13 protein-coding genes are annotated in these 12,230 nt (G+C 60.1%); 4 read left to right on the top strand and 9 right to left on the bottom strand.

Annotated elements, in window-relative coordinates:
• Nucleotides 1–25: 25 nt before the first annotated feature.
• From ACWKV5_RS21935 to ACWKV5_RS21945, 3 genes are read left to right on the top strand one after another with little or no spacing between them, the layout of a single operon-like run.
• Nucleotides 26–259 (top strand): PP0621 family protein, encoded by a 234-nt coding sequence (locus ACWKV5_RS21935; RefSeq protein WP_027924182.1) that lies wholly within the window; start codon nt 26–28, stop codon nt 257–259.
• On the top strand, nt 249–1,838 hold the full coding sequence (locus ACWKV5_RS21940) for a sensor histidine kinase (RefSeq protein ID WP_483842959.1): 1,590 nt from the start codon (nt 249–251) through the stop codon (nt 1,836–1,838). Before ACWKV5_RS21935 ends, ACWKV5_RS21940 begins: the two co-directional genes overlap by 11 nt.
• Nucleotides 1,839–1,840: 2 nt before the next feature.
• Nucleotides 1,841–3,181 carry a sigma-54-dependent transcriptional regulator gene (locus tag ACWKV5_RS21945; protein WP_483842960.1) on the top strand — a complete coding sequence of 447 codons (1,341 nt, stop codon included), beginning with the start codon at nt 1,841–1,843 and terminating at the stop codon, nt 3,179–3,181.
• Between the two features lie 111 nt (nt 3,182–3,292).
• Here the strand turns inward: ACWKV5_RS21945 and thiO are convergent, their stop codons facing one another.
• Genes thiO through ACWKV5_RS21980 form a run of 7 tightly spaced genes read right to left on the bottom strand, consistent with a single transcriptional unit; the run spans nt 3,293 to nt 10,040 of the window.
• Nucleotides 3,293–4,393, bottom strand: coding sequence for a glycine oxidase ThiO (gene thiO, locus ACWKV5_RS21950; RefSeq protein WP_483842961.1), 1,101 nt, complete (start codon nt 4,391–4,393; stop codon nt 3,293–3,295).
• A gap of 55 nt (nt 4,394–4,448) precedes the next feature.
• On the bottom strand, nt 4,449–4,850 hold the full coding sequence (locus ACWKV5_RS21955; RefSeq protein WP_483842962.1) for a type IV pilin protein: 402 nt from the start codon (nt 4,848–4,850) through the stop codon (nt 4,449–4,451).
• 14 nt (nt 4,851–4,864) lie between these two features.
• Nucleotides 4,865–7,957: a pilus assembly protein gene (locus ACWKV5_RS21960; RefSeq protein WP_483842963.1), complete on the bottom strand. Its 3,093-nt coding sequence runs from the start codon at nt 7,955–7,957 to the stop codon at nt 4,865–4,867.
• Nucleotides 7,944–8,414: a pilus assembly PilX family protein gene (locus ACWKV5_RS21965; protein WP_483842964.1), complete on the bottom strand. Its 471-nt coding sequence runs from the start codon at nt 8,412–8,414 to the stop codon at nt 7,944–7,946. The genes ACWKV5_RS21960 and ACWKV5_RS21965 overlap by 14 nt, the downstream gene beginning before the upstream one ends.
• Nucleotides 8,411–9,124: a PilW family protein gene (locus ACWKV5_RS21970; protein WP_483842965.1), complete on the bottom strand. Its 714-nt coding sequence runs from the start codon at nt 9,122–9,124 to the stop codon at nt 8,411–8,413. The genes ACWKV5_RS21965 and ACWKV5_RS21970 overlap by 4 nt, the downstream gene beginning before the upstream one ends.
• Nucleotides 9,121–9,570, bottom strand: a complete 450-nt coding sequence (gene pilV, locus ACWKV5_RS21975; protein WP_483842966.1) for a type IV pilus modification protein PilV — start codon at nt 9,568–9,570, stop codon at nt 9,121–9,123. The genes ACWKV5_RS21970 and pilV overlap by 4 nt, the downstream gene beginning before the upstream one ends.
• Nucleotides 9,567–10,040, bottom strand: a complete 474-nt coding sequence (locus tag ACWKV5_RS21980) for a GspH/FimT family pseudopilin (RefSeq protein ID WP_483842967.1) — start codon at nt 10,038–10,040, stop codon at nt 9,567–9,569. Before ACWKV5_RS21980 ends, pilV begins: the two co-directional genes overlap by 4 nt.
• Before the next feature lie 130 nt (nt 10,041–10,170).
• Here ACWKV5_RS21980 and ACWKV5_RS21985 point away from each other — a divergent pair, with 130 nt between their 5' ends.
• Nucleotides 10,171–10,728, top strand: a complete 558-nt coding sequence (locus ACWKV5_RS21985) for a GspH/FimT family pseudopilin (RefSeq protein ID WP_483842968.1) — start codon at nt 10,171–10,173, stop codon at nt 10,726–10,728.
• Here the strand turns inward: ACWKV5_RS21985 and ispH are convergent.
• Both ispH and fkpB read right to left on the bottom strand, forming a co-directional pair.
• Nucleotides 10,697–11,644, bottom strand: a complete 948-nt coding sequence (gene ispH, locus ACWKV5_RS21990) for a 4-hydroxy-3-methylbut-2-enyl diphosphate reductase (RefSeq protein ID WP_483842969.1) — start codon at nt 11,642–11,644, stop codon at nt 10,697–10,699. The two genes, ACWKV5_RS21985 and ispH, sit on opposite strands and share 32 nt — an antisense overlap.
• A 145-nt stretch (nt 11,645–11,789) precedes the next feature.
• Nucleotides 11,790–12,227 carry an FKBP-type peptidyl-prolyl cis-trans isomerase gene (gene fkpB / locus ACWKV5_RS21995; protein ID WP_010467538.1) on the bottom strand — a complete coding sequence of 146 codons (438 nt, stop codon included), beginning with the start codon at nt 12,225–12,227 and terminating at the stop codon, nt 11,790–11,792.
• Nucleotides 12,228–12,230: the final 3 nt, after the last annotated feature.

Here is a 12,230-nt window from a genome sequence, read left to right on the forward strand (position 1 = left end):
ATCACTCGTCATAAAGCAGCTCACCATGCTTCGTTTACTGTTCTGGATCGCCCTGATTGCCGCTGCAGTATGGTTCTGGCGCAAGTTCAAGGGCGCGGCTAACGCCCCAAGGTCCTCCGCCGAACTGGAGGCTGCTCCCATGGTCCGTTGCGCCCATTGCGGCGTGCACCTGCCCCGCGACCGCGCGCTGAGCCTTCAACAACAGTGGTATTGCAGCCAGGCTCACCTCGAGCAAGGCCCGGGCCCCAGTGGTCGCTGAGACCTCCAGTCCCGGCGGCAAACAGGCGCAGCGACTGCTGCGTCTCTATCACCTCTACCGTTTAAGCATCGGCATCACCCTGGTGCTGTTGATGACCAGCAACCTGGACAACCAGTTGCTGGCGTTCGCCAATGACGACCTGTTGCGCAATGGCAGCTGGCTGTATCTGGTACTGAACATTCTGCTGGTGGTGTTTCTGGAAAACACCCGACGGCCGGCGCAGCTGTTCAGCCTGGCGCTAGTCGATGTCTTGCTGCTCTGCGGTTTGTTCTACGCCGCGGGCGGAGTGGCCAGCGCCATCGGCAATCTGTTGATTGTGTCGGTGGCCATCAGCAATACCCTGCTGCGTGGACGTATCGGCCTGTTGATCGCCGCGGTCGGCGCGCTGGGCATCGTCGGTTTGAGTTTCCTCCTGAGTTTCAGCCATCCGGCCAGCCCCAACGATTACCTGCAAGTCGGCATGCTCGGCGCCCTGTGTTTTGCCGCGGCTTTGCTGGTGCAAGGGCTGAGCAGTCGCCTGGAAGTCAGCGAGCACCTCGCCGAACAACGGGCCAGCGAAGTGATGGGGCTCGAAACGCTCAACGCGTTGATCCTGCAGCGCATGCGCACGGGCATTCTGGTGCTCGACGAACAGCGACGGGTGCAACTGGCCAATCACAGCGCCTTGATCCTGCTAGGGCACAAAGCACTCGATGGACGGCTGATCGACGACTTTTCCCCGACGCTGGTCGAACGTCTTCAGCTGTGGTTCAACAACCCGACCTTACGCCCGCAAAGCCTGAAAATCCCCGGCAGCGGCCTGGAGTTGCAACCCAGCTTCATTGCCCTGGACCAAAGCCCGAGTCCTCAGACCCTGGTTTTCCTCGAAGACATCGCTCAGGTCGCACAACAGGCACAGCAACTGAAACTCGCCGCCCTCGGTCGACTGACCGCGGGTATTGCCCATGAAATCCGCAATCCATTGGGTGCCATTAGTCATGCCGCGCAATTGCTGCGCGAATCCGAGGAACTCAACGGGGCGGATCGGCGTCTGACCCAGATTATTCAAGACCACTCTCAGCGAATGAATCGGGTTATCGAAAACGTCCTGCAACTGTCCCGCCGCCAGCAAACCATCCCGCAACGGCTGGACCTGAAGCCGTGGCTGGAACGGTTCGTCGCTGAAACCCGTGAGAACGCGAACGACGCCCGGCAGATCCACCTGTGTATGGGTTCCGGCGACTTCAACACCTTGATGGACCCGAACCAGCTCACTCAGGTCCTGGACAATTTGTTGCGAAATGCCTGGCGCCACAGCGCCCTGAATCACCACACGGCTCAGGTCTGGCTCAAGTTGTTTGTCGATGCCGACAGCCAATTGCCGATTCTCGAGGTTGTGGACGACGGCCCCGGCGTGGCGCCAGACCAGCAGGGGCATTTGTTCGAACCGTTTTTCACCACCAGTAGCCAAGGCACAGGCCTGGGGCTTTATCTGTCCCGTGAGCTGTGCGAAAGCAACCAGGCCCGCCTAGACTTCAAACCACGCCAAGGCGGCGGCTGCTTTCGCATCACTTTTGCTCACGGACGGAAACAAAGTTGAACATGAGCCCACGGCCCAAAGTCCTGATCGTCGACGACGAACCGGATATCCGCGAACTCCTGGAAATCACCCTGGGACGGATGAAACTCGATACCTTCAGTGCCCGTAACCTGGGCGATGCGCAAGCGTTGCTGGCCCGGGAAACCTTCGATCTGTGCCTGACCGACATGCGCCTGCCCGACGGTACCGGCCTTGAGCTGGTGCAGCACATCCAACAGCGTTACGCACAGGTGCCGGTGGCGATGATCACCGCCTACGGCAGCCTTGAAACAGCGATCAACGCGCTCAAGGCCGGCGCCTTCGATTTCCTGACCAAACCGGTCGACCTCACTCGCCTGCGGGAGTTGGTCACCAGCGCCCTGCGCCTGCCCGCCCCTACCGACGCCAGTACGGCGATTGATCGCCGGCTGCTGGGCAACTCACTGCCCATGCGTAACCTGCGCAAACACATCGACAAACTCGCCCGCAGCCAAGCGCCGGTGTACATTAGCGGCGAATCCGGCAGCGGCAAGGAGCTGGTTGCAAGACTGATCCACGAACAAGGCCCGCGAGCCCATCACCCCTTCGTCCCGGTCAATTGTGGGGCGATTCCGTCAGAGCTGATGGAAAGCGAGTTCTTCGGGCATCGCAAAGGCAGTTTCAGCGGCGCCATCGAAGACAAGCGCGGACTGTTCCAGGCCGCCCAGGGCGGCACGCTGTTCCTCGATGAGGTCGCGGATTTGCCGTTGGCGATGCAGGTCAAACTGCTGCGTGCGATTCAGGAAAAAGCCGTGCGCAGTATTGGTGAGCAACAGGAAACCGTGGTCGACGTGCGCATCCTTTGCGCCACCCACAAAGACCTTGAGGCCGAAATCGCCGCCGAGCGTTTTCGTCAGGATTTGTACTACCGGCTCAATGTCATCGAACTGCGGGTTCCGCCCTTGCGCGAACGCCGTGACGACATCGAGGCATTGGCCAGCCATGTGCTCAGGCGCTTGGCGGCCGACAGTGGCCGACCTGCCGCGACACTCCATCCGCTCGCACTGGATGCGCTGAAAAGTTATCGGTTTCCAGGCAATGTGCGGGAACTGGAGAACGTGCTCGAACGGGCTCACACCTTGTGCGAGAACAAGCAGATCGAAGCCAGCGACTTACGACTGGCCGAGGGTAATTGCGCGGCAGAAGGCGGGGTTCCGGACCTGACGCAGATCGACAATCTGGAAGACTATCTGGAAAACGTCGAGCGCAAAGTCATTCTCCAGGCGCTGGAGGAAACCCGCTGGAACCGTACTGCGGCGGCTCAGCGGTTGAATCTTTCGTTCAGGTCGATGCGTTACAGGCTCAAGAAACTAGGGTTGGATTGAGGGCCCCTTCGCGAGCGGGCTCGCTCCCACAAGGATTTTGCATAGCTCACAGATCCAGTGTGGGAGCGAGCCTGCTCGCGAAGGCAATGACAGTCGCCGAAGATCCTGCGACTAGATCCGCCCGGTCGGCGCGTACGGCTTGGGATCAATAATCGGCTCACGCCCCAGCATCACATCCGCAAACAACTGACACGACGCCGGCGCCAACACCAACCCATTGCGGTAATGCCCGCAATTGAGCCAAAGCCCCTCAAACCCGGGCACCTGACCAATGTAAGGAATGCCTTCCGGCGAGCCCGGCCGCAACCCGGCCCAGTGCCCGACGACTTCGGCATCCGCCAATGCGGGAATCAACTCCACCGCCGATGCCTTCAGGCTTTCCAACGCCGAATCGGTCGGCGTCTTGTCGTAGCCTTCATGCTCCAGCGTGCTGCCGATCAAAATGTGCCCGTCGCGGCGGGGAATCGCGTAACGCCCCTTGGCCAGCACCATGCTCGGCAGAAAATCTGCCGCGCACTTGTACAAAATCATCTGCCCTTTCACCGGTTCGACCGGCAGCGCCAGGCCCAGGCCTTTGAGTAAATCACCGCTCCAGGCACCAGCGGTCAGCACCACTTGATCACCCTGAATGGCCCCCGTCGACGTCTGCACGCCAACGACTTGATCGCCTTCACGAATAAACCCGCTGACTTCGCACTGCTCGTGGATGGTCACATTCGGCAGCGCCAGCAACGCAGCCTTCAGCGACTTCACCAGCCGCGGATTGCGCACATTGGCCACATCGGCCATGTAGATCGCCCGCGAGAACCCCGCGGCCAACACTGGCACTGCATCGTGAGCCGCCGAGATATCCACAGCCCGCAGCGGACGGTTTTCCCGTTTGGCCCACGCCAGTGCCTCAGCTTCGTCATCCAGGTCCAGCCAGTACAGGCCGGTGGTGTGAACTTCAGGATCGACTCCGGTCGCAGCGAACAATCGCTCACCGAGCTGTGGATAAAAATCCTGGGACCAATGGGCCAGAGCAGTGACCGCCGGGTTGTAGCGCCACGGATAGAGCGGCGAAACAATCCCGCCCCCGGCCCATGACGACTCCTGCCCAACGTTCGAACGATCCAGCAGCACCACGCTGCGCACTTCAGACGCGAGATTGAACGCCGTCAGCAGCCCGATCACGCCGCCGCCGACAATCACCACTTGCTGTTGCCTGGTCATGTTCAGATCCAACCGTTAAATAGACAAAGGGCGCAAAAGGCGCCCGAAAGAAAACTCAGCGACCCCAGCAATCCTTGGCGGTCAAACCGGCTGAGGCGTTGACCATGTTCCGAACACCGGTATTGGTGAGGGTGAAATCCCCGCACTTGTCGGTGGCCATGCTCGAGCCAGCCTTGCGCACGGCCGTCAGCAGGAAGGTCTGGTCAGTGATTGTCGGGGTGATGGTGTAATAGTCATTGCCGGCGCTCAGGCCGGTGGCGTTGGTGTAGACATTGCTCTTGGTGTAGAACCGTTCAAGGATCTGCGCCTGCTCCGACAACACCCCGGCGATTTCGCTGCGCCGGCCCTTCTTCAGGTACTCGGTGAAGCTCGGGGCGGCAATGGTCATGACGATCCCGATGATCGCAATCACGATCATGATTTCGATCAGGGTAAAACCTCGGTTGGATCTACGCATGCCTCAACTCTCACTTACTGTATTTGTCGCCACATGATGCGACGGCTGCCGCCGCCACCTTTTTCTACTAGCGTTTTGATGTTGCCACTGGAATCGTTAAGAATCTTACCGGTTCCGCCGTTGACGATGGCGTTCACGGTCGAAATGCCGCCGGCGGAAACCACACCGCTCGACACCATGTCGGCGCTGTCGACCACACCGTCGCTGTTGGTATCAAGCACCGCATAGTTGAGCATCTTACCGCTGAACGCCTCCAGTTCGACCAGTTTGCCGGTGCCGAAGCTGGCGCACGGGTCGGTGGTGTCCACACTCGCCGTGGTAAAAACAATCCGCCCCAGCACCAGACTCGCCTGATTGATCACCCGCTCACCTGTCAGCACGTTGTTGTACACCAGTGGCAAGTACCAGCCCTTCTCTGCCGGGTAAGTCACATCGTTCTGGCTGGTGGTGATGAATTGATCCGCGCTCCCCGCAAACACACCGGTTACCGCCTGCGCCTGCAAACTGGCCACGGTGATCTGACCCGCCCCCCCGTCCGCGTCCCACACCGCATAAAACGCCTGCAGATCCTTGTTGGTCTTGTCGGCCGTCTCGTTGAATTTACCGGTGCCGACAAACACTTCCTTGCCGCCCAGTGCATTATCCGCCAGCAAGGGTTGCGCGGTGATCGGCTGAGTGGCGCCGCCTGCCGTGGTAAACAACGGTTTGCCGGAAAAGGCCACGCCCCAGGTATCGGGCGCCGTGGCGCTCAGGTCGAACTTCCACAACCGCCCTTTCAAGTCGCCGCCATAGGCAGCCTGCACCACGTTCTGCGAGTTGACCCTCAGTTTCACCGACGACAGCCCATTGGTGGTTTCAGTGCTGTCGACCACGATTTTTTTGATCAACGAGCCGTCACGCACATCGACCACGTACAACGCCGCAACGCCGGAGTTGCTGCCATAGCCGTTGGAAATGAACGCAGCCCATCGACCATCGGCCAAGCGTGCCACTTCCGGCCGCGCGTAGGCATAACCCAGGTCATTGAAAACGTTCGCCGTGCTCGGCGTGGTGGGCGCAGCGATTTCCCACAGCGCCTTGAACGCGTTACCCAACGAGGCATCGAACAGTTGCAGCGCATAGAAGACTTTGCCGCCCGCACCGGTGCCGCCGATAGCCAGGGTTTTCCAGGCACCGCTGAGTTGGGCATCGAACACACCGACCTGACCGTCGACCAGGTACTTGTGGCTCACACCGTTGATGTAGGTCGGATCGGCGATATAGCGCAGTGCGGGCAAAACGCTGGACGGCATATAGGCATAGCGCCTGACCCCGTTGGCCGAGTTGATGACATTCACAAAACCGTCGTTGGCGTTCACCACCAGGCTGGCACTCATATTGGTGGCTTTGGTGGCCAGGTAGGTGCTGTAAGTGCTGTCGCCCAGCAGATCGGAAGCGGTTTTATCCACAGGGGATGCCAGTACAAGCGGCGAGTTGATGATGTCGCCGAGCAATACGCTGCGCACCTTGAGCCCGGTTTTATTGGTGCCCTTGCTCCACTCCACCAGATCGCTGCCGGTGATGCCGGTGGGCAGGCTTTGACTCAACGATGCCTGCTGCGCCGGCGAGAAACTGCTGTAGGCCAGCGTGACGGCAGTGTTACTCAGGGTGTTCCAGGATTGAAAGGTCGGTGCGGTCGCGCCGGGGACGATGGTGGTGTCGGTGGTCCATTGCACAGCAGCAGTGTTCACCGCTCCAGCAGAAGTGAAACCGAAGGACTTGATGGTGCCGCGCCAGTCCTTCGGGTCATAACTGGTCTGGAAATAGCTGGATCCGCTGGTCAGGGTGGTGCCACTGGTGACACCGCCTCCCCCGGAACCGGCCTTGGAAGTGATCTCACTCAACGCCGAAGACAATGCGCTGTTGAGCCCCACACTATCGGTCGCCTGATAGTACTTGCCCTGCCCGTAGCTGGCCGCATCCGACAGCATCTGATTCGCAGCGGTAAACCCCACGGTGTAGGTGTTCATGTTCTGTTTCGGGAAGTCCACTGCGTTCCAGCTCTTGCCCGCCGCGTCGGTGCCGGTGGAGCGCATATCGATGTCGAACGCGAACTTGGCGATATCGTCGAGGTAAAGCGTGTCACCTTCGCCGTCACCATTGAGGTTGTTGCCGTCGTTGTTCACGCCATCCCAGTTCGGCAGGCGAGCACCTCCCAGCGGATCGTTGGTCGGGAAGCTCCGGTCAAAGGTCGGCAGGCCATCGGTGATGACCACGCCGTAATTTTTCTGACAACGGTACTGGATCGGGCTGGTGTACGTGGCTGGCGTCGAGTTGTAGTAAGGCGCCAGGCCCCGAAAGTAGCGGGTGATTTCGTAATAGGTTTCCGCCAGCGGCGTATTGGCCACGGCGCTCAAGCCGTTGATGGAGCTGATCAGGTTGTTGTAATTGTTGTCGGCCTGCGACTGGGTCACGCTGCCACTCACCACTGACAGATCACTGATCGAGCGGGCGATGAAGCCGCCATTGCCAGAGTTGCTGCTGTTCACCGGATTGAACGTCGCAAGCCCCATGCGCAGGCCGCGGTTACTGCTCACCAGTGCGGTGGACACATTTCGCGCCACGTTCATGCGGTAGTCGTTGGGGATCGAACCCGTGGTGAAGTCCCGGTTGCTGCCGTTGGCCAGACCCACCAGGTACGACAGGTAATCGTCGGAGTACCGGGTGTTTTCATTGCCCACCGGGTCCGGCAACTTCAGGCACAACGGCGCCAGGCTGTTGTTGTAAAACGCGTAGGCCCCACTGGAGCATCCGGACTGCGGCAGACTGGACAGGAAGATCGAATCACCGACGATGTCGCTGCCGCTCAAACATAGCCCGAGGAATAAATTGCATTGTCTGGCGGGCGTGCGCCCTGTAACGGTCGGATCGAACCCGGCGGCATAAATGATGCTGTTCATGCTCCCCGAATCGTCGATCAGCAACATCACGTTCGGCGCAACAGCAGCAGCGCTTAACAGCGGGGAATCCGAAGGCGTGAAGGCATACGCCGGGGCCGACAGATAAAGGCCCAACAACGCACCGTAAAACGACCGCCAAACGCGCGCGCGCCATTCAGTACTTCGCATAAATACTCTCCACGACGCTGCGCGAGTTGCCCGCGATGCCGACGGCGGTCACCCGGTAAAGCGTCGCCGAGGTATTGCTCGGCACATTGACGGCGTTGAGCGTGGTGCCGATGTTTTGCACCCCGTAAAAGCCACTGCCGGAAGCGATCCACGTCACACCAGAGCTGGAGTTGAGACCGGCGGCCGTGATGCTCGTGGCTTCGGCCGGTGGCGCGCACTGGCCGCAGACCGGCAATGAATAGCTGTCGAGTTGCACCGCGCTTTCACCCACGCGCAACGCCGCTTCGGCACCCTGAAACGACTGATTACGCAGGCTCACGCTGCCGGCCATTTTTTCCTGCAGGGTGGCGTTCTGCATCGAAGAAAGGCCGATCAGTGTCAGCAACAGCAGAAACACCAGACTGACCAGCAGCGCCATGCCACGTTGCGCGCAGTACGTCATGTTGGCCACCCTCATGGCAGGCGGTTGCGCAAGGCGGCAACCACGCTGAAGGTCTGGTTGCGCACCCGATTGTTCGGGTCGGTGAGGGTCAGGGACAGGCGTACGCTGCGAATGCGCGCCGGGTCCGACGGGTTGCTGCTGTAGCTGGAAGCCGCCACGTCGGTGGCGGAACTGGCGAGGCCGAAACTCACGTTAAACGCACTGACGTTATTCACCAGCACGTACTGGGTGGGCGTGCCGGCGCCGGCCCCCATCAATATCTGGTTATTGCTGAAGCTGTAGATCAATCGCCGGATCGGAAAGGCCAGAAACCCTGTCGCGGGTGTTCGCGCGCCGGTATACGCCGTCGCCGAGTTGCGACAGTCAGACACCACCGTCCAGGTCGGCGCCCCGCCGTTGCTGCCGACATCCGCTGTCACCAGGGTCAACTTGAGGTTGGCGTTGTCCCAGTTGATGGGGGTGATCTGACTGGCGTTGAAGTCACCCGACGAGCTCGAATCGGTGATGGTGCCCAGACAGCCGAACATGCCGACCATACGGATTTCCTGAATCATTTTGCTCAACACAAAACGCGCGTCCTCCTGCATCGCCGCGGAGACGTTCTGGCTGACGTAGGTATTTTTCGCCGCGATGAAAATCTGCGCCACGCCCAGGACCACGATCAGACTCAACGCCAGCGCAATCAGCAACTCGATCAAACCGAACCCTCGGCTGGAGCGGTTCATGGCGTGGACACCGGGTCGACCGAGGCGCGGCTGGTCAGGACAAAGCTGCGGCGCGAGCTGGCGATATTGGCGGCGCGTGAGTCATCCCAATTGATAGTGATGGTGTAGACCCGCTGGTTCAGCGTCACGCTGCCAGTGGCCGTCGCGCCGCCGAAATTGGCGATGTTGGTGGTGAAATCGTAGAGGTCCTGGTCCCGGGCGACACTCAGGTTGCCCGAGGTCGGAGGCGTGACGGTGTAATCGGCGGCGGAATTGGCGCGGATGCGGTCCATCATGTCGTAGGCGATAAAACTCGCCTGGCTGGTCATCCGCGAACTGTCGGTGTACTTCAGCGCATTGAGCTGAATCGCCGTCGCCCCCAATAGCCCCACGGTCAGTATCAACAACGCCACCAAGACTTCGATCAGCGTCATGCCCTCCTGTGCACGCTTGCTCCATCCCCTCATCCGCAACTTCCACCCAATAGAATTCGTCCGTTCAAACACACGTTCAGCGTCCTGCTTTGCGTCCCCGATACATAGTTGATGACCACGGCGGTAGACGGTGCCGACAAACCGCCCAGGTTGTTGAAGTCCAGCGCGGTCACTCCTGAGGTTAGCGTCAGAGTGGCGCCGCTGCTCATCGCTGGAACAACCCGCAATACATTGGCCGGTGTGCCAGTACCGTCATAGACCGTCAGTTCACCGGTCCACACACTGCCGCCCGCCGTCGGACGGACCCGGGTGGTGATGCCACGGTCGATGGCCTCCAGCCGGGCGAAATTGAGTCCACGCTGCAAGTCGCCGATTTCGGTATCGGCCCGGGTGGTTTGCACCGAACGGGTAAACGCCGGCACGGCCAGGGTGATGAGGATCAGAAACACCGCGAGCGTGATCAACAACTCGATCAGCGTGAAACCTTTTGTACGATGATCCATCGGTGCCCTCCGTTGCCGTCGGCTATACCTGCTTCTACACGCTAGAACATTCGACCGGCCCAGGCAGGTTGATTTGCCATTACTCGCGCAAGGATTGCGCGGGTCACACCACTCCAGGGAGGGAAATGCCATGCATCAGCAAGGATTCAGCCTGATCGAACTGCTTATGGGACTGGCGATTGCCGCAATTGTTCTGCTGTTGGTCAGTCCGGCGTTCGCGGCACTCACTGAATCGAACCATCGCGAGGCGGCGGCGAACGCGCTGGTCAGTGGTATTCGCAACGCCAGAACCCTGGCCATCACACGCAATCAAGCCGTGGTGATTCATGGCATCAACGGGGATTGGGGTCAGGGTTGGCGGATCATTCTGGACATCAGTGGCAAAGGGCCGAAGGACAGCAGCAATCCGCTGCTGGTTGAGCGCGTCAGTGGCGCTCGAGGGGCGATTGTCGGCAATGGGCCGGTCAGGCGTTACATACGATTCAGCGGGATAGGCGAACCTCAGATGCCCGGACGGGCGTTTCAAGCGGGGACAGTGCACTTTTGCGCAGCCCGCGAACCGATCAGCCAGCTCCAGGTGGTGCTGGCCGCTACGGGTCGCGTCAGCCTGCGCAGCAAAAAAGCCGAGCAGGCGCTATGTCCGGGTGGGAAACGCTTCAGAGCAACGAGCGCACGCGCAGCTCTTTAGGCATGGAGAACGTGATGTTCTCCTCGCGACCGGCCAGTTCATCGGCACCGGTGGCGCCCCACGCCTGCAATTGCTGGATCACGCCGCGCACCAACACTTCCGGAGCCGAGGCACCGGCGGTAATGCCGATACGCTCGACACCCTCAAACCAGCTCTTTTGCAGGTCTTCGGCGCCGTCGATCAGGTAAGCCGGAGTGGCCATGCGCTCGGCCAGTTCACGCAAGCGATTGGAGTTGGAGCTGTTCGGGCTGCCAACCACCAACACCACGTCGCATTCGTCGGCCAGTTGCTTGACCGCGTCCTGACGGTTTTGCGTGGCATAGCAGATGTCGTCCTTGCGCGGCCCACCAATCGCAGGGAAACGGGCACGCAGTGCGTCGATCACGCGGCTGGTGTCGTCCATGGACAGGGTGGTCTGGGTCACGAAGGCTAGTTTTTCAGGGTTGTTTACCTGCAACGCGGCGACGTCTTTCTCGTCTTCGACCAGGTAAATCGCACCACCATTGCTGCCATCGTACTGGCCCATGGTGCCTTCGACTTCCGGGTGACCTGCGTGGCCGATGAGGATGCACTCACGACCATCGCGGCTGTAGCGCGCGACTTCGATGTGCACCTTGGTCACCAGCGGGCAGGTCGCGTCGAACACCTTGAGGCCACGGCCGGCGGCTTCGGTACGCACCGCCTGGGAAACGCCGTGGGCACTGAAGATCACGATGACGTCGTCCGGCACCTGATCCAGTTCCTCAACGAAGATCGCCCCGCGAGCACGCAAGTCTTCGACGACGAATTTGTTGTGGACCACTTCGTGACGCACATAGATCGGCGGCCCGAACACTTCCAGGGCGCGGTTGACGATTTCGATCGCACGGTCCACGCCGGCGCAGAAGCCACGGGGGTTGGCGAGTTTGATTTGCATGCTGTGCCTCGTGTCTTGCGCGCAAGAAATAGCGAAAACAGTGAATAACTTAATGTGGGAGCGAGCCTGCTCGCGAAAGCGGTGTGTCAGTCATCATTGATGTTGATTGTGATGACGCATTCGCGAGCAGGCTCGCTCCCACAAGTTACAACGATTTGACGCTGATGATCTCGACGTCAAAGGTCAATGTCTTGCCGGCCAGCGGGTGGTTGAAGTCGATGGTCACTTGCTCGTCATCGAATTCTTTCACCACACCAGGCAGCTCAGTATTCGCCGCATCGTTGAAGATCACCAGCAAACCCGGTGACAGCTCCATGTCCTTGAACTGCGAACGCGGGATGATCTGTACGTTTTGCGGGTTCGGCTGGCCGAAAGCGTTTTCTGGCTGAATCGTCAGCGTACGCTTGTCGCCCGCCTTGAAGCCGAACAGTGCCGCTTCGAAACCTGGCAACAGGTTGCCGTCACCGACCTGGAAGGTCGCCGGGGCTTTGTCGAAGGTGCTGTCGACGGTATCGCCGTTCTCCAGGCGCAGTGCAAAGTGCAAGGTGACTTCCGTGTTCTGGCGGATGCGTTGCTCAGCCAATAC

The sequence above is a fragment of the Pseudomonas oplopanacis genome (assembly GCF_057128725.1).

Coding starts and splice junctions, on each gene's coding strand:
- ACWKV5_RS21935 (WP_027924182.1), top strand. CDS start 26: ATGCTTCGTTTACTGTTCTGGATCGCCCTGATTGCCGCTGCAGTATGG.
- ACWKV5_RS21945 (WP_483842960.1), top strand. CDS start 1,841: ATGAGCCCACGGCCCAAAGTCCTGATCGTCGACGACGAACCGGATATC.
- thiO (WP_483842961.1), bottom strand. CDS start 4,393: ATGACCAGGCAACAGCAAGTGGTGATTGTCGGCGGCGGCGTGATCGGG.
- ACWKV5_RS21955 (WP_483842962.1), bottom strand. CDS start 4,850: ATGCGTAGATCCAACCGAGGTTTTACCCTGATCGAAATCATGATCGTG.
- ACWKV5_RS21960 (WP_483842963.1), bottom strand. CDS start 7,957: ATGCGAAGTACTGAATGGCGCGCGCGCGTTTGGCGGTCGTTTTACGGT.
- ACWKV5_RS21965 (WP_483842964.1), bottom strand. CDS start 8,414: ATGAGGGTGGCCAACATGACGTACTGCGCGCAACGTGGCATGGCGCTG.
- ACWKV5_RS21970 (WP_483842965.1), bottom strand. CDS start 9,124: ATGAACCGCTCCAGCCGAGGGTTCGGTTTGATCGAGTTGCTGATTGCG.
- pilV (WP_483842966.1), bottom strand. CDS start 9,570: ATGAGGGGATGGAGCAAGCGTGCACAGGAGGGCATGACGCTGATCGAA.
- ACWKV5_RS21980 (WP_483842967.1), bottom strand. CDS start 10,040: ATGGATCATCGTACAAAAGGTTTCACGCTGATCGAGTTGTTGATCACG.
- ACWKV5_RS21985 (WP_483842968.1), top strand. CDS start 10,171: ATGCATCAGCAAGGATTCAGCCTGATCGAACTGCTTATGGGACTGGCG.
- ispH (WP_483842969.1), bottom strand. CDS start 11,644: ATGCAAATCAAACTCGCCAACCCCCGTGGCTTCTGCGCCGGCGTGGAC.